Raw genomic sequence first — 17,796 nt, forward strand, 5'->3', positions numbered from 1 at the left:
GTTCCCCGCCCCCCGCGGCGGCGACGAGAAGCGCCGGCTCCGCCGGCGCTTCTCGTGGGGGCCCGGGGGGACGCAGAGGCCGCCTGCGGCCGGGCGGTCCCCCCGGAGAGCTATAGATAGTCGATGAACTGGTGGATCACCGGAATGCGGTGCCGCTTGCCCTTGGTGGCCTGAAGGATGCTCGTCACGGACATGCCCAGGCACCAGAGGAGCCAGAGGGGCAGGAAGAAGCGGATGGAGACGGCCCCGAAGATGGGGAAGAGGCCCAGGATGAGCATGGCCAGGGTGACGGTGCACTCGGCGAAGGCCAGGATGACGCCCTGGCGCGCGTGCCAGAGCAGCTCCGAGTCCTCGCGATTGCGCATGTAGGGCAGGAATGCCCAGGGCCCCGCGTAGCACAGGATCAGGTCTCGCAGGCGCTCCCCCACGTAGAGGGGGGTCGGGGCATCCAGGGGCACGGCAACCTCCGGGTCGAGGATAGCGCAAGGCCGCGCCGTGCGTCCCCTGGGCGGGCTTCCGGTCAGTGCCCCCGCAGGACCACCAGGAGGGCCATGAATAGCACGATCACCGCGTAGATCTGCTTCAGCTTCGCCCCCCGCACGCGCGTGGCCACCCGCGCTCCGACCAGCGCGCCGGTCGCGAAGCCCACGGCCACGCCGGCGATCACCATCCAGGGGAGCCCGCCCTGGGCCTGGGCATAGACATAGACGCCGGGCAGGCCGATGGGGGGGAGCAGCATCATGAGGCTGGTGAGCTGGGCCTCGTGCTGGGTCATGCGGAAGCGGGTGGCGAGCAGGGGAATCACCACCACGGCGCCCCCCAGCCCCGTGAGACCCGAGACCACCCCCGCCAGCAGGCCGATGGGAAGCCCCGCGGACCAGAGGCCCGAAGACAGGTCCAGAGGTTCCGCGGTCCGGTCCACGGCCGGAGGCTCGTGCCGGAAGTAGGTCTTGAAGGCCAGGAGCACCAGGAACGCCGCGTAGCCCCAGCGCAAGGGCCCCGAAGGGATGAAGTTCGCCACCCGGGCCCCCCCGTAGATGCCGAAGAGGAAGGCCAGCACCAGCACGCCCACCAGGCGCGGGCTGGTGTGGATGCCTCGGCTGCGGTACTGCAGCACGGCGGGCAGGCCCGTGGGCAGGAGCATCGCCGCCAGGGTGGCGCCCTGGGCGCGGTGCTGGTCCAGGTGCAGGAAGAGGCCCAGCAGGGGCACCATGACCACGCCCCCGCCCACCCCGAAGAGGCCCGACAGCACACCGCCGGCCAGGCCCGTGCCCAGGCCGGGTATGAAGTGGTTCGGATCTGCGATCAAGGCGCCTCCAGGGGGTGGGCCTCGAAGAAGGCCCAGATGAGGTGGCTGGCGGAGAGATCCGGGGCGGGCCGGTCCGCACCCGGCGCGTAGGGCCGTCCGCCCGGCCAGGCATGGCCCATGCCGGCCACCGTCCAGAGGCCCACCTCGCACCCGCCGCCGGACCAGAGGTCGAGGTGGTGGGGGTCCATGGCCTCGCAGACGGGCCCCTCGCCGCACCCCATGAGGGCCGCCCAGCGGGCCGCGGCCTCACGCGCGGGCAGGACGGGCACCCGCCGTCCCTGCGGACCCACGCCGCCGAGGTAGGGAATGTGGCCGTCCTCCGTCCCATGAAAGGCCAGCGTGGGCACGGGGCGGGCCGGGAGAGGGCCCCAGATCGGCGCCCCCGCCACGGGCGCGATGGCCGCCACCCAGGATGCCTCCAGGGCCAGGCGATAGGCCATGCGGGCCCCATTGGAGAAGCCCGCCACGAAGATGCGCCGGGCATCCACATTCCCGCGGTGGACGAGGCGATCGACCACGGCCCCGAGGAACCCGACGTCGTCCGCCTCGGCATGGCGGGGGCATCCCAGCCCCGGCCCCACGTTCCAGGCGGCGCCGAGCCCGGGATCCTCCGTACCCGCCTCGCCCAGGGCCTGGGGGTAGGCCACGCGGAAGCCCCGCTCGTCGGCCAGGCGGCCCAGACCCGAAAAGGAGGCCATGAGCCGCGCCGTTCCGCCGGTTCCGTGGAGGGCCAGCACCAGCGGGAGCTCCTGATCCGAGGCCACCGGAGGGTCGTGGACCAGGACCCGCCGGATCTCACCCTGCCATTCCAGCTTCAGGTAGTGGCTGTGGCCGTGCCGCACCGATCCCCCATTCCCGGATTCTGGCCCCTGCCGTGTTCCAATGGAAGGCGGGAGGCGCCGGTGCAGGTCCAGCTCAACCAGGATGTAATTCTCGACAGCCGGCGGGCGATCTGGCTCCCCCGGCAGAAGACGCTGGTGCTGGCGGACCTCTTCTTCGGCCTGGGCGCCGCCCGCCGCCGCCGCCCGGACCCCCTGCCCCCGCCCCAGCAGACCGAGATCTGGGAGCGGCTGTTCAGCCTCATCGACGACTACGCCCCCGCCCAGATCGCCCTGCTGGGCGACCTGAAGCCCAGCCAGGGCACGGTGGAGGGCGACGAGGCCGAGGAGCTGCGCACCATCTTCCGAAAGCTCCAGGCCGGGGGGCGCCAGGTGGTGCAGGTGGTGGGCCACCCGGACCGCAGCTGCGGCCCGGCCCTGGAAGGCACCGGCATCGAACCCGTGGAGCAGCACCGGGTCGGCCCCTTCACCCTCATGCACCGCCGCCGCATCTTCGTCTATCCCCGCCATGACTCGCCCCAGGGCTTCTGGATCAACGGCGGCGTGCACCCCCTCTTCGCCGTGCCCGGCCTCGGACCCTCTGGAGACCCCGACTGGATGCGGCTTCCCGCCTTCCTCTACACGGGCTTCGCCTTGGTCCTGCCGCCCTTCGTGAGCTATGCCCAGGGCTTCGAGGTCATCCAGGCCGAACGCCTGCCCCGCCAGGCTCGGGCCTGGAAGCTGCTGGCGGATCGCCTGAGCCCCCTGGAGCTCACGGAACTGCCCCCGGCTCCCGAGGCCCTGCGCACGCTCACCCGTCCGCCCCGCAAGGGCGCGCCGAAGGGCGCGGAGTAGGCCGCTCCCGGGGGCGGGTCTCTTAAATGCGGAACGCGAAGGGCGCGAAGACGTCCTTCGGACGGGCGAAGTCCGCGAAGCAGGCTGGACCCATCCTGGGCATCCTTCGGCGGACGGCGGCCCCAGGCGGCTCCCGAAAGCCGTTGTGGCCGCCGCCCGCCGAACAGGTCGCGCTTCGCACGACCTGGGGCCGAAGGCCCGGATGCCCTCTGCCGAGACAGCAGAGCTTCTCTTCGCGCCCTTGTCTTCCCCTTCGCGCCCTTCGCGTTCCGCTTTTCTATTTCTTCTTCGCCTTGGGCATCGGCGCGCCGCCACGCACGGCCCGGCCGTCGTCCAGGACCAGGTCCCAGCCGAGGCGATCGCCCTTCTTCAGGCCGATGCGCTTGAAGGTGCCCGCCGCGAACTCGATGAAGTGGCGGGCCGGCACGCTTCCCCCATAGGTGGGGCAGTCGTCACCGCGCATGGGGCTGCACGGGGGCACGTGCTCCGCCGTCTCCACCACCTTGCCCTCCGCATCCACCCAGGCCACGTCCAGGGCGATGAGGCAGTTCTTCATCCAGATGGCGTGGTAGCCCTCCTCGCCGTAGACGAAGAACATGCAGCGGTCCTTGGCCAGGCTCTGCCGGTACATCAGACCCTTCGCCTTCTCCTGGTCCGTGGCGGCCACCTCGGCCATGAAGGCCGTCTGCTTGAAGGCCACGGTGCCTCCGCCCGCCCACAGGGGCAGGGAGAGCAGGATGGCGAAGATCGTGCGCATGTCGACTCCTGGGATTCCATTATCCGTAGAAGTGCCTGGAGGGGGCGGAAGGCTTCCTGAATCCATGATACCTCGCAAGATGTGGCAACATGGAGCTTCCCGCCGGCCCCGGAGGATCATGCGCGCTCCCATCTGCTCCGCCCTCCTCCTCGGCGCGCTGGCCATGGCCTCGCCGGGTCCGGAGACCGGGCTCCAGGCCCTGCGGATCGGCACGGCCGTTCAACTTGACGGCCGCCTCGACGACCCTGCGTGGAAGCGGGCGCCGTTCGCCTCGGGGTTCACCGAGGAGTGGCCCCAGCGCGGGCGGCCGGCCCGCCAGCGCACGGAAGTGCGGGTGCTCTACGACGCCCGGTACCTCTATGTGGGAGCCCGGATGCTCCACAATCGCCGGCTGGAGGGCGGTCGGGCCCACGTGGTGCGCCGCGTCCACCGCCGCGACCAGGACAGCCCCAGCGACTGGTTCGGGGTGGCCATCGACTCCAGCCACGACCGGCGCACGGCGCTCCTGTTCGAGGTGAACGCCGCCGGCGTGCAGAAGGACCAGATCATCTACAACGACAACACCTTCGACCCGAGCTGGGACGGCGTGTGGGAGAGCGCCGTGTCGGTGGATGCGGACGGCTGGACCGCGGAGCTGAAGATTCCGCTGTCCCTGCTCCGGTTCAAGGAGGGCTCCGAACCCCAGACCTGGGGCATCAACTTCAGCCGCACGGACCAGGGCGTGGTGCGGGAATCCAGCCGCTGGATGGTCGTGCCGCGGGGGGACAACGGCTTCGTCAGCCGCTTTCCCGACCTGAGCGGCCTGGCGGGGCTGGCCCCCCAGCCGCGCCGGGAGTACGCGCCCTACCTGGGGACCGTCCGGAAGTTCGAGACCGCCCGGAGCTATGACGACCGGGGCTGGGATACCCGCGCCGGCCTCGACGCCCACTGGAGCCTGAACTCCCACGCCCAGGTGGACCTCTCGATCCGCCCGGATTTCGGGCAGGTCGAGGTGGACCAGACCGTGCTGAACCTCGGCACCGTGGAGACCTTCTTCCCGGAGAAGCGTCCCTTCTTCCTGGAGGGCATGGATCTCTTCCGGGTCGCCGGCCCCGACCTCTTCTACAGCCGACGCATTGGACACGGTCTGTCCGATCCGGATCTCGCCCCCGGCGAGACCCTGCAGAATCGCCCGAACGCGACGGACATCACCGCCGCCGCGAAGTACACCGCCACGTACGATTCGGACACCAAGGTGGGCCTCCTGGGCGCCAGCGTGGAGCCCGCCCGGGCCACGGTGGCCGACGCGGCCGGAACCCGGTCCCGGCGGGAGATCTCGCCGCTCACCAACTTCGGCGTGGTGCGGATCCAGCAGCTCCTGGACGACCGGGGGAGCTACGTGGGCACCTTCGCCTCGGAGATGGACCAGGCGGGCGCGGCGGGCCGGTCCGCCCATGTCCAGGCGCTGGACGGGGTCTACCGCACCGAGGATCGGGGCGGGACGCTGGAGACCACCCTCAGCCGCAGCCAGACCGGCTCCGTCGGAGCCCAGGCCCAGGGCTGGCGGGCGCGGCTCCGGGCCCACCAGGAGTGGCGCAGCGGCTGGAGCGCGGAGTTCCAGGCCATCGACGCGGGGCGCGACTACAACCCCAACGATGTCGGCTACCTGGGCCGCGCCGACGAGCAGCGCCTGTATGGCGAGGTCTCGCGCCGCTGGGACCGAACCTGGGGTGCCTTCCGCAACTGGGCCTGGGGGCTGGGTCACACCTATGCCCGCGACCAGGCCGGCCAGACCTTCATCCGCAACCTCAACACCTGGGGCCGGACCGACTTCACCAGCTTCTGGGGCCTCTGGGGCGGCGGAGGCGTGGACCTGCCCGCCGAAGACGACCGGGAGCTGCGCACCTATTCAGACCCGCAGAAGAAGTACCTGGCCCGCTCCGCCGTGCCCTACGCGAACCTGGGCTTCGATACGCCCGGCAACCGGCCCTGGTACCTTCGCCTCAACACCAGCCGGGCCTGGGAAGAGGGGGGACCCTCCACCGACACGACGCTCTTCCAGACTCTCCGGCCTGCCCCCAACCTCGAGATCCAGGTCACGACCTCCGTCACCCGGGACGAGGGCGAGCTGAAGTGGCTGGAGACCCCGACGGCCACGCCCCTCGTGGGCCTGCGCCGCCTCAGTCAGCTGAACCAGACCGTGCGGGTGGCCTACGCCTTCAATCCCACCCTCACGCTCCAGCTCTTCAGCCAGTGGCTGGCCGCGAACTGGAACTACCGGGACCTGAAGCACTACGTCGACGACGAGACCCTCGAGCCAGGGCTCCCGGAGGACCAGCCTGCGGGCACCACGCCCCAGACGGCTTTCAGCTACCGGACCTGGAACCTGAACCTCATCACGCGCTGGGAGTTCCGTCCTGGCTCCACCTTCTTCCTTGTCTACACCCACGGCGCCAGCACGGACGCCCTCATCAACGACCGCGCCAGCCTGGCCCCCCGGCCGGATCTCGCCCTCCTGCGGCACCTGCCCTCGGACGACGTGGTGCAGGCCAAGGTGAGCTGGCTATTCCGCTAGGGGCGTCCACCAGGCCCGCGGGTCAGGCCTCCAGGAGCCAGGCGGCCACCCGGTCCGCGTCCTCCTCGGTATGGAACCCGTGGAAGGCCACCCGGAGGTAGCCCTCCCGCACGGAGGCGAAGATCCCCCGGCGGGCCCCCGCCTTCAGCAGGGCGTCCATTCCGCCGGGTCCGCGGCCGCCGTGGTGGAAGGCCAGGAAGGATGCCACCCGCCCCTCCTTCCGCAAGGCATCGAGGCGGTCGTGCTCGGCGGCCCAGCGCGACCCCCGGAGCGCCTGCAGGAGTCGGGCCTGGAGGGCCGCGCCGTGGGTGGCGATGGCCGAGACGCCCGCCCGGTTGATCAGGCGCAGGGATTCGAGCAAAGCGGAGAGGTGGAGCAGGTTGGGCCCCCCGGGCTCCAGCGCCCGTCCGTCCGGCAGCCAGGCGCGGTGGAGGTCCGTGGACGGCCGCGAGAAATCCGTCGCTTCCTCCACGGAGAGCCAGGAGCCCGAGGGGGCCAGCGACCGGCGGAAGGCCTCGTCCGTCCACAGGAACCCCATGCCCTGGGGCGACAGCAGGCCCTTGTGCCCGCTGGTGGCGAAGGCGGCGAGGCCCTCCAGGTCCACGGGCACGGTGCCCGCGGCCTGGACGCCGTCCACCACCAGGTGGATGCCCCGGGCGCGGCAGGCCCTTGCGAGGCGCGTGAGGTCCAGCTTCAGGCCGTCCTGGAAGCGCACCCACGACACGGCGAGGATCCGCGTGCGGGGTCCCAGCGCCTCGATGAGCCGGGCCTCGGGATCCGCCCCCGCGGTGGGCGGCCGGCTCGCCCAGGCGGCGGCCCCGGCGAGATGCCCCTCCCACAGGGGCACCTCCCGGAAGGCCACGCCGCGGGCTCCAAGGGCCAGCCAGGGCCAGGCGTTGGCCGGGAACTCCCCCAGGGGCGCCACCACTTCGTCGCCGGCCCGCCAGGGGAAGCCCTGGGCCACGGCCACCAGGCCCGAGGAGGTGCTGTGGGTGAGGGTGATGTCCTCGGGCCGGCCGCCCAGCAGCGCCGCGGCCTCCGCCCGGGTGGCGGCTGGGATCCCCTGGAAGTCCTCCTCCCAGCGCACTTCCCAGGGCCGCAGCTCCTTGCGCATGAAGGCCTGCACGGCGTCCAGCGCCGCCCGGGGAACCGGCCCCTCGCCGCAGTGCATGATCCAGAGGCGCTCCGGGTCCAGGTGGAACAGGGCGGGATCGAGGGGCGGCGCGCTCATCCCTGGCGGTCCGCGAGCAGGGCCTTGAGACCCACCGGGAAGAGGGGTTCCACCACCTGGCGCACGGCGGCGGCGTACTGCTGGATCTCCCACTGGGCGTGGCTGTCCGTCCGCAGGCGGATGAAGTGGGCCACGGCCTGGAGGCTCACGGTCCAGTAGACCTCGGAGTAGAGCCCCACGGGCAGCACGCAGCGGGCCTGCTCGCGGCAGACGCCGAGGGCGAGCAGCTCCTTGTAGTGGACCACGGCCCCCCGGCAGCTCTCCAGGTAGCTCTCCATGGCCCGGGCGCGGTTCGCCGCGTCGATCTCCCCCTCGCTGCCCTGCTTGTTCACCTTCGCCTGCTTCCGGAAGGTCGCGGGCACGAAGAACTCGTCCTCGGGGAACTCCACGTAGCGGCCGCTGATCTCGTTGAACTCCGAGCCGATGCGGTGCTTCATCCACTGCCGGAACACGAAGATGGGCGCCTTCACGTGCAGGGTCATGGCCGTGTGGCGGAAGGGCGAGGTGTGCTCATGTTCCGCCAGGTAGCCGATCAGCTTGGCGTCCCCCGCCTCGAAGGCCTCCTTCCGCTTGCCGAAGGACACCCGCGCCGCGTTCACCACCGACAGGTCCGACCCCATGTGGTCGATGAGGCGGACGAACCCCTTGTCCAGCACCTTGATCTCGATATGTGTCATGGAAGACTCCGCGCTTCCAGCTTCCCGCCATGCCTGGGAGAATGGAAGGTCCGCCGGGAGCCCCCACGCCGTATTTCTTCGCCCCATTCGGGGCACAGGGCTGGAAGGGCGTGAACTTCACTGGCGCCGGTCCCACATTCGACCCACCTCTTTCGGAGAAGACCATGCAGTTTTTCATCGACACCGCCAACATCGACGAGATCAAGCGCATCAACGCCCTGGGCGTGCTGGACGGGGTGACCACCAACCCCAGCCTCATCGCCAAGGAGACGGGCAAGCCCTTCGAGGCGATCATCGCCGAGATCTGCGACATCGTGGACGGCCCCATCAGCGCCGAGGTCATCGGCCTGGAGGCCCCCGCCATGATCCAGGAGGGCCTGAAGCTGGCCAAGATCCACGAGAACGTGGTGGTGAAGCTGCCCCTCATCGCCGAGGGCCTCAAGGCCTGCAAGGCGCTCACCTCCGAGGGCATCAACACCAACGTGACCCTCTGCTTCAGCGCCACCCAGGCCCTCATGGCCGCCAAGGCCGGGGCCACCTACGTGAGCCCCTTCGTGGGCCGCCTGGACGACATCAACCTCGACGGCATGGAGCTGATCCGGGAGATCGTCGCCATCTTCGAGAACTACGAGTTCGACACCCAGTGCCTGGCCGCCTCCATCCGCCAGCCCCGCCACGTCACCGACGCGGCCCTGGCCGGCGCCCACGTGGCCACCATCCCCACCAAGGTCTTCGACCAGATGCTGAGGCACCCCCTCACCGACAAGGGCGTGGAAGGCTTCCTGGCGGATTGGAAAAAGAGCGGGCGGTAGTTTCCCGATTCGTTCGTCAAGCGGAGCGTTAAGTCGTTCCGTCAATTCGTGACCGAATCGTAAAGAGGCCTCGATACCATGGCCCCTGGCCCCACTCGGGCCGGAGGTCCTGTATGGATGCCATCACGTCTGTCCTGCGCCGCTGCGAAATCTTCTCGGGCCTGTCCGACCCGGACCTGGGCTTGATCGCCAAGGCCGCCCGTCGGCGGGACGTGTCTGCGGACACCCGCCTCTTCACCCAGGGCGACCCCCGCAAGGGCGCCACGGTCATCGCGGAGGGCCGCGTCGAGATCACCCGGGACAACGGCGACGGGCCCGAGCCCGTGGTGATCCTGGGCCCTGGCGACGTGGCCGGCGAGCAGTCCTTCCTGGCGCCCAGCCCCCATTCCGCCACGGCCACCACGCTCACCCCGACGGTGCTCCTGGACCTGGACCGCGAGACCGTCCTCCAGAGCCTGGGCCAGGATGGGGCTGCGGCCATCGCGGTGCTCAGCAAGGTCGCCAACGTGCTCCACCGTCGGATTCTGTACTCGGCCACCCCGCGCACCGGGCGCGAGCAGGCCTACGCCAGCGGCCAGACGCGGCGGGAATCGGACCTCATCGGCCCCCTGGACGTGCCGGAAGACGCCCTCTTCGGCGTCCAGACCCTGCGCGCCGTCCACAACTTCCCCATCACGGGCACGCCCACCAGCCACTTCCCGGCCATGATCCGCGCCCTGGCCATGGTCAAGCAGGCGGCGGCCCGCGCCAACGCGAAGCTGGGCCTGCTGGACCTGGCCATCGCGGCGGCCATCGACCGCGCTTCGCAGGAGATCATTGACGGCCACTGGCACGGCCACTTCCCCACGGACATGGTCCAGGGCGGCGCAGGCACCTCCACGAACATGAACGCCAACGAGGTCATCGCCAACCGGGCCCTGGAGCTGCTGGGCCACCGGCGCGGCGAGTACGCCCACTGCCATCCCAATGACCATGTGAACCTGGGCCAGAGCACCAACGACGTCTACCCCACGGCCCTGCGCCTCAGCACCATCTTCATGCTGCGGAACCTGCTGGACGCCATGGAGCGCCTCAAGTCCGCCCTGCACGCCAAAGGCCGCGAGTTCTCGGATGTCATCAAGATGGGCCGCACCCAGCTCCAGGACGCGGTGCCGATGACCCTGGGCCAGGAGTTCGAGGCCTTTGCCGTCACCACCGGCGAGGACATCCTGCGCCTCCAGGAATGCGCCAGGCTCTTCCTCGAGGTGAACATGGGCGGCACGGCCATCGGCACCGGCATCTGCGCCGACCCGAGCTACCCGGAGACGGTGGTGGAGGAGTTGCGGAAGATCACGGGCCTGGAGATCGTCCTGGCCGAGAACCTCGTGGAGGCCACCCCGGACACCGGCGCCTTCGTCATGTTCTCCGGCGCCGTCAAGCGCGCCGCCGTGAAGCTCAGCAAGATGTGCAATGACCTGCGCCTGCTCAGCAGCGGCCCCCGCTGCGGCTTCGGCGAGATCAACCTGCCCCCCATGCAGCCCGGCAGCAGCATCATGCCCGGCAAGGTGAACCCGGTGATCCCCGAGGTGGTGAACCAGGTGGCCTACTCGGTCATCGGCAACGACCTGACCATCACCCTGGCGGCCGAGGCCGGCCAGCTGCAGCTCAACGTGATGGAGCCCGTCCTGGCCTACAGCCTGGCCACCAGCCTCCGCACCCTGACGGCCGCCGTGAACGTCCTCACCACCAAGTGCATCGTGGGCATCACCGCCAACCGGGACCGCTGCCGCGACCTGGTGGAGCACAGCATCGGCATCGTCACCGCCATCATGCCGGCCATCGGCTACAAGCGCGCCACCGAGGTGGCCAAGGAGGCCCTGGAGACCGGCGTGGCCGTGCGCGAGATCATCCTACGCAAGGCCTACCTGAGCCCCGCCGAGCTGGATGAGGCCTTCAGCCTGGAGGCCATGACCCGGCCCCGGCCCATTCGCTAGGAGCTTCCATCTCCCTGGCATGACCCTCCTTGGGGCCCAGAGGGCCCAGGCCCGGCCTGCGGGTCCCCCTCGCGGTCGGTTAAACTGGCAGCCGATCCCCACGCGATCCGTTGCCCGCTGCCCGTTGCCCGAACCTGGAGCCGCCATGTCCCTCGAAAAGAAGATCGAGATCCTGAAAGCCAAGCACGCCCAGGCCCTGGCCGGCGGCGGCGAGGCGCGGATCCAGAAGCAGCATGAGGGCGGCAAGCTCACGGCCCGGGAGCGCATTGCCGCCTTCCTGGACGAGGGCTCCTTCGAGGAGATGGACGCCCTCATGGTCCACCGGGCCTGGGGCGTGGAGAAGATCCCCGGCGACGGCGTGGTGACCGGCTTCGGCCGGGTGGATGGCCGCCCCGTGGCCGTCTTCGCCCAGGACTTCACGGTCTTCGGCGGGTCCCTCAGCGAGGCCTACGCCAAGAAGATCTGCAAGATCATGGATCTGGCCATGAAGGTGGGCTGCCCCGTCATCGGCCTCAACGACAGCGGCGGGGCCCGCATCCAGGAAGGTGTCGTGTCCCTGGGCGGCTACGCGGACATCTTCCTGCGCAACACCCTGGCCTCGGGCGTCATCCCGCAGATCAGCCTCATCATGGGCCCCTGCGCCGGCGGCGCGGTCTACAGCCCCGCCATCACGGACTTCATCACCATGGTGAAGGGCACGAGCTACATGTTCGTGACCGGTCCGGACGTCATCAAGGCCGTCACCCACGAGGAGGTCACCAAGGAGGACCTGGGCGGCGCCAGCGCCCACGCGGCCAAGTCCGGCGTGGCCCACTTCGTCACCGCCAGCGACCTGGCGGCCCTGGCTCACACCCGGGAGCTGCTCTCCTTCCTGCCCAGCAACAACCTGGGTGAGGCCCCCCGCCGCGCCCCGAAGCGCGAGATGCCCCTGGAGAACCCGGACCTGGACAAGGTGGTGCCGGACGACCCGAGCAAGCCCTACGACATCCGCGACATCATCCGCGGCGTGGTGGACGACGCCCACTTCTTCGAGGTGCACGAGGCCTTCGCGCCCAACCTGGTCGTGGGCTTCGCCCGCATCGACGGCCGCAGTGTGGGCATCGTGGCCAACCAGCCGGCCTTCTACGCCGGCGTGCTGGACATCGCCTCGAGCGAGAAGGGCGCCCGCTTCGTGCGGTTCTGCGACGCCTTCAACATCCCGCTCATCACCTTCGAGGACGTGCCGGGCTTCCTGCCGGGCGTCACCCAGGAGCACGGCGGCATCATCCGTCACGGCGCCAAGCTGCTCTTCGCCTTCTGCGAGGCCACGGTGCCCAAGATCACCGTCATCACCCGCAAGGCCTACGGCGGCGCCTACTGCGTGATGGCCAGCAAGCACATCCGCACGGACTTCAACTTCGCCTACCCCACCGCCGAGATCGCTGTCATGGGTGCCGAGGGCGCCATGAACGTGCTGCACGGCAAGTCCATCGCCATCGCGCCGGATCCGGCGGCCCGCAAGGCGGAGCTGGTGGCCGAGTACAACGAGAAGTTCGCCAACCCCTACATCGCCGCCGAGCACGGCTTCGTGGACGAGGTCATCCTGCCTCGCGAAACCCGCCAGAAGCTGGTGAAGGCCCTGGCCTTCCTCGACACCAAGCGGGACACCATGCCCCCCAAGAAGCACGGGAACATCCCGCTCTAGGAGCCGCCATGCGCCCCATCCTCCTGGCCCTGGCCACCCTCGCCCTCGCCGCCCAGGACGAGCGGGCCTTCCTGGAATCCATGGCCCGGCTCGAGAAGCAGGATCCGGCCGGGAAGAAGGACCTGGAGGTGGGCAGCCCGCTACGCGCCGCCGCGCTGGCCATGGATCCCGCCAAGGAGCCGGAGAAGGTCCGCTATGCCGCGGCATCCTGGCTCTGGGCCACCAGCCTGATCCGGGGCCTCAACCACGGGATGGATGGATCCTACCTGAAGGCCGCGCGGGGGCAGGCCGAACTCCAGAAGGCCTGGACGCTGCTGGAGACCGTGGGCGGCGACCTGACGCGCCCCCGGAACGCCATGCGGCTGGAGGTGGCCTGGCGCCTGCTGGACCCGGTCCGGATGAAGGCCGCCTACGCGGCCGTGGCGGACCAGCCCGCCCTGAACCCCCGCGAGCTCATCCACTGCTTCTTCGTGTCGGCCCACCTGGGCGAGTGGGACGCAATGAAGCGTCATGCGCAGGCCGTCCTGGCCCAGGGCGGGAAGCTGGAGAGCCTGCATGCCTCCGCGGAGGACACGCCGGCGATGTTCGACTACGAATCGCTGCTCAAGGCCGTCGAAGCTGGCCGGCCGGAACGGGTCACCGAGCCCCTGGCCGCCCGGAGCTTCCGGATCACGAAGACGCGAGTCAAGATCCGGCGCATCTCCGGCCACGACAAGACCCTCCTGAAGGAATCGGAAACTTGGCCCAGGGACTGGGTGGCCAAACCCGACCCGACGGCGCCCCTCCTCCAGGTGGGCGCCGCCGCCCACTGGGTGGAAGGCCCGGCCCTGCCCCCGGTGTCTGGGTTCATGCAGAAGGACCGCCTCTACCTCGTCGGGTACAAGATCGCCCAGGGGGACGCCCCGGAGGCCGGCCGGCAGGACCAGGCCTGGGACATGCGGCCGGACAGCGGCACTCCGGGTCGCTGGCGGGGGCTCAACACGCTCACGGTCTGGCGCGCGGGGGTGGACCCCAAAGCAGGTCCGGCCCTCCAGGTCACCTTCGATGCGGAGTGGGACCTGCAGCCCCTGGAGACCCTCCCCTAGACGCTGGACCCGGTTCGGCGCGGGACCCACCCGCGCCCTGCCCCGAGCCCCAGGAGCCCCATGCGCAGTGTGTTCATCGACAGCCGCGGCACGGTCCGCAACGGCTGGAAGGTGCTCGGATTCGTGGCCCTCTTCGCCCTCACCGCTTCCGGCGCGGCCCCCCTGGCCCGGCTCTGGCCCGCCGCCTGGGGGACCCTGCTCCCGGGGCGATGGCTCGATGTCGCCCTCCTGCTCGCCGTCACCTGGCTCTGCCTCCGCGCCGAGCGGGCGTCCCTCGCCGAGGTGGGGCTCCGCCCCGACAGGCGTTTCCTGCGGGAGCTCTTCGTGGGCACGGCGGGGGGCTGCCTCCTGATGTTGGCGACCGCGGGGCTCATCCGCGGGCTGGGCGGCTTCCACTGGGTCCGGACGCCCGGAACGGCTCCCGCCGACCTGGCGGCGGGAGCCTGGCTCTTCCTGGCCGTGGCTTGTTTCGAGGAGGTCCTCTTCCGCGGCTATGCCTTCCAGCGCGCCGTCCAGGGCCTGGGCTTCGGCCTCACCCAGACCCTCTTCGCCCTGGCCTTCGCCCTCGTGCACTGGGGGAACCCGGGCATGACCGGGGCCACGAAAGCCTGGGCCACCCTGAACATCGCCCTGGCGGCCCTGCTCCTGGGCCTGTGCTGGAAGCGCACGGGCAGCCTGGCCTTGCCCATCGGCGTGCACCTGGGCTGGAACTGGACCCAGGGCAATCTCCTGGGCTTCGGCGTGAGCGGCACCGAGACGGCGGGCTGGTGGACGCCGGTCTTCCATGGTCGGCCGGAGTGGCTGACGGGGGGCGCCTTCGGCCTGGAGGCCAGCGCGGTCTGCGCCCTGGTCTGCGGCGCGGCCGTGCTGGGATTGTGGCGGTGGAAGGGCTGGCCTAGTGGCGATGCTTCCACTGCTTCGGCGTCTTGATTCCGGCCCCCATCACCAGCCGCATCTCGCTGGTGGGCACGAAGCCCATGCGCTGGTAGAGGCCCTCCGCCTCGATGCTCGCGTGCAGCTCCATGATCTCCAGCCCGCACTCGCGGGCCAGGTCCAGGGCCGCGTCCGTGAGGCGGGCGGCCAGACCCTGGCGCCGGTGCGACGGCTCGGTGTAGATGTTGAAGAGGTAGCCCCGGACAGAGAGCGGCGTCACGGGCGTGGGGAGGGACTCCTTCATCAGCATGAGCACCCCGGCCACGGGCCGGCCGTCCTCCTCCATCAGGAAGCCGCGGCACTGTCCCGACACCATCCAGTTCCGGAGCAGGACGCGGAACGTCTCCGCCATGCGCCGCAGCCCGTCCTCGGAGGCTTTCTCCATGTCACGGAACAGGGCCACGCGATGGGCCACGTGAATGTCCAGGTCGGCGGTGGTGGAGGGGCGGAGGGAAGGGCTCATGCGGTCAGTGTAGGCGTTATCCTGGGCCATGCACTACGCGGCCCTGGCCTCGGGTTCCAAGGGGAACTGCCACGCCCTCTCAGAGGGAGGACGGACGCTGCTCATCGACGCGGGCATCTCCCTGCTCCAGATCCGCCGGCGCCTGGAGGCCCTGGAACTGGACTCAGGCTCCGTTCACGCCCTCGCGCTCACCCACGAGCACTCGGACCACATCGCGGCGGTGGGTGTGATCCTGCGGCGCACGGACTGGGCCATCCTGGCCACCGCCGCCACCCGCGAGGCCGTCGAGCGGATCCAGGGGATCGAGATCCCGGCCTCCCGCTGGATCCAGGTGGAGGCCGGCCGGCCCCGAGACTGGGAGGGCTGGCGCGTGCTCCCCTTCGCCCTGCCCCACGATGCCGAGGATCCCGTGGCCTACCGCATCGAGGCGGGGGCAGCCGCCGCGGCCGTGGTGACCGACCTCGGCCACCCCACGGCGCTGGTGGCGGACCACCTCCAGGACCTGGACCTGCTGGTGCTGGAGGCCAACCATGACGTGGACATGCTGCGCGAGGGGGACTATCCGCCTCAGCTCAAGGCGCGCATCCTCAGCCGCGTGGGGCATCTGAGCAACGCCGCCATGGCCGAGCTGCTGGGCCGGGTCTTGTCGCCCCGCCTCAAGCAGGTCGTGCTGGCGCACCTGAGCGAATCCAACAACGATCCCGGCCTGGCCCGCTTTGCCGCGGAGGAGGTCCTCCGGGGCACCGCCGTGGCCCTCCACCTGGCCCACCAGCGGGATCCCCTCACCCTGCCCCCGGCCGTGGCCTGAGGCCCCAAGGAGACCGATGCTTCGACGCGCCCTGGCCCACCTCCTCCTGGTCCTGCCCGCCCTGGCCCCGTCCCTGGGTGCCCAGGGGGCTCCTCCTTCCCTGCGCGAGGCCGTGGAGCGCTTCGACGCCGCGCAGGCCCAGGTGCAGACCCTGCAGTGCCCCTTCACCCTGACCCTGCGCCGGGCCCTGCTGAAGACCCCCTCCGTGACGAAGGGAACCCTCTACCTGCAGGGATCCGACTTCGTCCACTTCGCTTTCCAGCCGCCGGAGGACCTGATCCTCCATCTCACGCCCAAGGCCCTGATCTCCTACAGCCCCGAGGCCCGCGCCGGCGAGCTGATGAAGATCGGCCTCATCAAGAACGCCAACCGCAAGTTCCTGGGCCTGGGCCAGAGGCTCAGCTACCTGTCGGAGTACTTCCAGATCCAGCTCGGGGAATCCAAGGATCCCGCCGGCACCTGGCTGCTGGCCATGACGCCCCGCACCCTCTCCATGCGCAAGCGGATGCAGGCCCTGAACCTCTGGGTCGACAAGGAGACCTGGCTGCCCCGGCAGGTCCAGTGGGTCGAGCGCAGCGGGGATTCCTGGCTGGTGGAGCTGGGCCCGCTCCGGATCAACCAGGCCCTGCCGGCCGCGGTGACCGGCTTCAAGCTTCCCGAGGGCATTCCCCTGAAGAGCGACTTCAGCTTCTTCGCCACCCGCAAGAAGTAGCGGTAGACTGCACAGGAGATCAGACGGGGGCCCGATGATTGTGGTTTGCTCGGCCTGCCAGGCCCGCTTCCAGTACGACGACAGCCGGTTCGGCCAAGCCCGGACCAAGCGGTTCAAGTGCCCGAAGTGTGCCCACGTCTTCGAGGTGGCGAACCCGGCGGCGCCGGCGGTTCCCGCCCCGCAGCCGGCGCCCATCCCCGCCCCGGTGCCGCCGACCCGGCCCCTGGTCATGACCGCCCCCCTTCCCGAGCAGGATCCCGCCATGGAGGCGACGCTGGCTTCCGCCCGGTCCACGGCCCGCCGGGACCGCGACTCCCTCCTGGCGGCCGCCGGTATCCAGCCCGGTGGTCTGCCCGCGGGGCTCAAGTTCAGCCTGGCCTTCCTCACGGGCCCCCAGGCCTCCACCGTACAGGTGCTGGAGCGGCCCCTCATCGTCATCGGGCGGGAGGAGGGCGACGTCATCACCCAGGATCCCGAGACCTCCCGCCGCCACGCGTTGCTGGAGATCCGGGCGGACGGAACGGTTTGGATCACCGACCAGGACTCCACCAACGGCACCCAGGTCAACGGCGAACGCATCTCAGGCCCGGTCCAGCTCGTCAGCCAGCAGGAATTCACCTGCGGGAACAGCACCTTCATGCTGCTGGTGCGCAACACCGCCGAGTACCCGCTGCACTGAATCCCGCCATTCCACGACCTGAACCGAGCCAAGCCATGACGCCAGATCCCTACGCGCCCTATCTCCGCCAGGCGGACCAGCTGTTCGCCCAGGGCGAGATCGTCAAGGCCGGGCAGATCTGGCAGGCGATCCTCAAGCAGCAGCCCGCCCACGCCGAGGCCCGGGAACGCCTCCTGGCCCTGCGCGACCGCCTGCTGGCCCAGCGGCAGGAGGCGGAGCGGGTCGTGGCCCAGGCCGTTCCGCCCCAACCCCCCACCCCCCTTCCCGAGCCGGTCCAGCCCCCGTCTCCCGCACCCCCCTCTCCCGTGCCTGCGCCCACTCCGGCCGTGATCATGGCGCCGCCGGCCCCGCTTCCTCCACCGGGGCCGCCCCCCCCCCCCCCCCCCGGCCCCCCCCCCCCCCCCCCCCCCCCCCCCCCCCCCCCCCCCGCCGCCCCCCCCCCCGCC

Annotated in this window: 17 protein-coding genes and 1 pseudogene; 11 read left to right on the forward strand and 7 right to left on the reverse strand. The window is 70.6% G+C overall.

Features of this window, described 5'->3' with window-relative positions; genetic code table 11:
• Positions 1 to 110: 110 nt before the first annotated feature.
• The 3 genes from MLJ35_RS08780 to MLJ35_RS16140 form a co-directional block, all read right to left on the reverse strand.
• Positions 111 to 458 carry a hypothetical protein gene (locus tag MLJ35_RS08780; RefSeq protein WP_243384020.1) on the reverse strand — a complete coding sequence of 116 codons (348 nt, stop codon included), beginning with the start codon at positions 456 to 458 and terminating at the stop codon, positions 111 to 113.
• Between the two features lie 62 nt (positions 459 to 520).
• Positions 521 to 1,309: a sulfite exporter TauE/SafE family protein gene (locus MLJ35_RS08785; protein WP_243384021.1), complete on the reverse strand. Its 789-nt coding sequence runs from the start codon at positions 1,307 to 1,309 to the stop codon at positions 521 to 523.
• On the reverse strand, positions 1,306 to 2,151 hold the full coding sequence (locus MLJ35_RS16140; protein ID WP_243384022.1) for a CE1 family esterase: 846 nt from the start codon (positions 2,149 to 2,151) through the stop codon (positions 1,306 to 1,308). The genes MLJ35_RS08785 and MLJ35_RS16140 overlap by 4 nt, the downstream gene beginning before the upstream one ends.
• A 60-nt stretch (positions 2,152 to 2,211) precedes the next feature.
• Here MLJ35_RS16140 and MLJ35_RS16145 point away from each other — a divergent pair, with 60 nt between their 5' ends.
• Positions 2,212 to 2,982: a hypothetical protein gene (locus MLJ35_RS16145; RefSeq protein ID WP_243384023.1), complete on the forward strand. Its 771-nt coding sequence runs from the start codon at positions 2,212 to 2,214 to the stop codon at positions 2,980 to 2,982.
• Between the two features lie 277 nt (positions 2,983 to 3,259).
• On the opposite strand, the gene MLJ35_RS08800 is transcribed toward MLJ35_RS16145, so the two are convergent.
• The gene (locus tag MLJ35_RS08800) at positions 3,260 to 3,739 is read right to left on the reverse strand and encodes a DUF192 domain-containing protein (RefSeq protein ID WP_243384024.1); all 480 of its coding nucleotides are present in this window, start codon (positions 3,737 to 3,739) and stop codon (positions 3,260 to 3,262) included.
• Positions 3,740 to 3,857: 118 nt separating this feature from the next.
• Between MLJ35_RS08800 and MLJ35_RS08805 the strand changes: the two genes are divergently transcribed.
• Positions 3,858 to 6,293, forward strand: a complete 2,436-nt coding sequence (locus MLJ35_RS08805; RefSeq protein ID WP_243384025.1) for a DUF5916 domain-containing protein — start codon at positions 3,858 to 3,860, stop codon at positions 6,291 to 6,293.
• A gap of 22 nt (positions 6,294 to 6,315) precedes the next feature.
• Here MLJ35_RS08805 and MLJ35_RS08810 read toward each other — a convergent pair whose 3' ends face one another.
• Positions 6,316 to 7,524: an aminotransferase class V-fold PLP-dependent enzyme gene (locus MLJ35_RS08810; protein ID WP_243384026.1), complete on the reverse strand. Its 1,209-nt coding sequence runs from the start codon at positions 7,522 to 7,524 to the stop codon at positions 6,316 to 6,318.
• Positions 7,521 to 8,201 carry an FAD-dependent thymidylate synthase gene (gene thyX, locus MLJ35_RS08815; RefSeq protein WP_243384027.1) on the reverse strand — a complete coding sequence of 227 codons (681 nt, stop codon included), beginning with the start codon at positions 8,199 to 8,201 and terminating at the stop codon, positions 7,521 to 7,523. Before thyX ends, MLJ35_RS08810 begins: the two co-directional genes overlap by 4 nt.
• 164 nt (positions 8,202 to 8,365) lie before the next feature.
• On the opposite strand from thyX, the gene fsa reads away from it, so the two are divergent.
• The 5 genes from fsa to MLJ35_RS08840 all read left to right on the forward strand — a co-directional run bounded on the left by fsa (position 8,366) and on the right by MLJ35_RS08840 (position 14,685).
• Positions 8,366 to 9,013, forward strand: coding sequence for a fructose-6-phosphate aldolase (fsa, locus tag MLJ35_RS08820; protein ID WP_243322437.1), 648 nt, complete (start codon positions 8,366 to 8,368; stop codon positions 9,011 to 9,013).
• A gap of 113 nt (positions 9,014 to 9,126) precedes the next feature.
• The gene (locus tag MLJ35_RS08825; RefSeq protein WP_243384028.1) at positions 9,127 to 10,986 is read left to right on the forward strand and encodes an aspartate ammonia-lyase; all 1,860 of its coding nucleotides are present in this window, start codon (positions 9,127 to 9,129) and stop codon (positions 10,984 to 10,986) included.
• Between the two features lie 145 nt (positions 10,987 to 11,131).
• Positions 11,132 to 12,670 (forward strand): acyl-CoA carboxylase subunit beta, encoded by a 1,539-nt coding sequence (locus MLJ35_RS08830; protein WP_243384029.1) that lies wholly within the window; start codon positions 11,132 to 11,134, stop codon positions 12,668 to 12,670.
• A gap of 8 nt (positions 12,671 to 12,678) precedes the next feature.
• Positions 12,679 to 13,755, forward strand: a complete 1,077-nt coding sequence (locus MLJ35_RS08835; RefSeq protein ID WP_243384030.1) for a hypothetical protein — start codon at positions 12,679 to 12,681, stop codon at positions 13,753 to 13,755.
• A 60-nt stretch (positions 13,756 to 13,815) separates the two neighbouring features.
• Positions 13,816 to 14,685: a CPBP family intramembrane glutamic endopeptidase gene (locus MLJ35_RS08840; protein WP_243384031.1), complete on the forward strand. Its 870-nt coding sequence runs from the start codon at positions 13,816 to 13,818 to the stop codon at positions 14,683 to 14,685.
• Here the strand turns inward: MLJ35_RS08840 and MLJ35_RS08845 are convergent.
• Positions 14,651 to 15,151, reverse strand: coding sequence for a GNAT family N-acetyltransferase (locus MLJ35_RS08845; RefSeq protein WP_243322429.1), 501 nt, complete (start codon positions 15,149 to 15,151; stop codon positions 14,651 to 14,653). The two genes, MLJ35_RS08840 and MLJ35_RS08845, sit on opposite strands and share 35 nt — an antisense overlap.
• Before the next feature lie 28 nt (positions 15,152 to 15,179).
• Between MLJ35_RS08845 and MLJ35_RS08850 the strand changes: the two genes are divergently transcribed.
• The 4 genes and pseudogenes from MLJ35_RS08850 to MLJ35_RS08865 form a co-directional block, all read left to right on the forward strand.
• Positions 15,180 to 15,959: an MBL fold metallo-hydrolase gene (locus MLJ35_RS08850; protein WP_243384032.1), complete on the forward strand. Its 780-nt coding sequence runs from the start codon at positions 15,180 to 15,182 to the stop codon at positions 15,957 to 15,959.
• Between the two features lie 16 nt (positions 15,960 to 15,975).
• Positions 15,976 to 16,671, forward strand: a complete 696-nt coding sequence (locus MLJ35_RS08855) for a LolA family protein (RefSeq protein WP_275976458.1) — start codon at positions 15,976 to 15,978, stop codon at positions 16,669 to 16,671.
• Positions 16,672 to 16,705: 34 nt separating this feature from the next.
• Entirely contained in the window at positions 16,706 to 17,350 is a 645-nt protein-coding gene (locus MLJ35_RS08860; RefSeq protein WP_243384033.1) for an FHA domain-containing protein, read from the forward strand.
• Positions 17,351 to 17,385: 35 nt separating this feature from the next.
• Positions 17,386 to 17,796: pseudogene (locus MLJ35_RS08865) on the forward strand (hypothetical protein); the annotation flags it as partial.

It is taken from the genome of Geothrix alkalitolerans, from assembly GCF_022808885.1.
Classification (GTDB): domain Bacteria; phylum Acidobacteriota; class Holophagae; order Holophagales; family Holophagaceae; genus Geothrix; species Geothrix alkalitolerans.

Excerpts from the sequence above, each read along its gene's own strand:
- MLJ35_RS08800 (WP_243384024.1), bottom strand. The coding sequence starts at position 3,739 with ATGCGCACGATCTTCGCCATCCTGCTCTCCCTGCCCCTGTGGGCGGGC.
- MLJ35_RS08835 (WP_243384030.1), top strand. The coding sequence starts at position 12,679 with ATGCGCCCCATCCTCCTGGCCCTGGCCACCCTCGCCCTCGCCGCCCAG.
- MLJ35_RS08840 (WP_243384031.1), top strand. The coding sequence starts at position 13,816 with ATGCGCAGTGTGTTCATCGACAGCCGCGGCACGGTCCGCAACGGCTGG.
- MLJ35_RS08845 (WP_243322429.1), bottom strand. The coding sequence starts at position 15,151 with ATGAGCCCTTCCCTCCGCCCCTCCACCACCGCCGACCTGGACATTCAC.
- MLJ35_RS08855 (WP_275976458.1), top strand. The coding sequence starts at position 15,976 with ATGCTTCGACGCGCCCTGGCCCACCTCCTCCTGGTCCTGCCCGCCCTG.
- MLJ35_RS08805 (WP_243384025.1), top strand. The coding sequence starts at position 3,858 with ATGCGCGCTCCCATCTGCTCCGCCCTCCTCCTCGGCGCGCTGGCCATG.
- MLJ35_RS08825 (WP_243384028.1), top strand. The coding sequence starts at position 9,127 with ATGGATGCCATCACGTCTGTCCTGCGCCGCTGCGAAATCTTCTCGGGC.
- MLJ35_RS08810 (WP_243384026.1), bottom strand. The coding sequence starts at position 7,524 with ATGAGCGCGCCGCCCCTCGATCCCGCCCTGTTCCACCTGGACCCGGAG.
- thyX (WP_243384027.1), bottom strand. The coding sequence starts at position 8,201 with ATGACACATATCGAGATCAAGGTGCTGGACAAGGGGTTCGTCCGCCTC.
- MLJ35_RS08830 (WP_243384029.1), top strand. The coding sequence starts at position 11,132 with ATGTCCCTCGAAAAGAAGATCGAGATCCTGAAAGCCAAGCACGCCCAG.
- MLJ35_RS08860 (WP_243384033.1), top strand. The coding sequence starts at position 16,706 with ATGATTGTGGTTTGCTCGGCCTGCCAGGCCCGCTTCCAGTACGACGAC.
- MLJ35_RS08850 (WP_243384032.1), top strand. The coding sequence starts at position 15,180 with ATGCACTACGCGGCCCTGGCCTCGGGTTCCAAGGGGAACTGCCACGCC.
- fsa (WP_243322437.1), top strand. The coding sequence starts at position 8,366 with ATGCAGTTTTTCATCGACACCGCCAACATCGACGAGATCAAGCGCATC.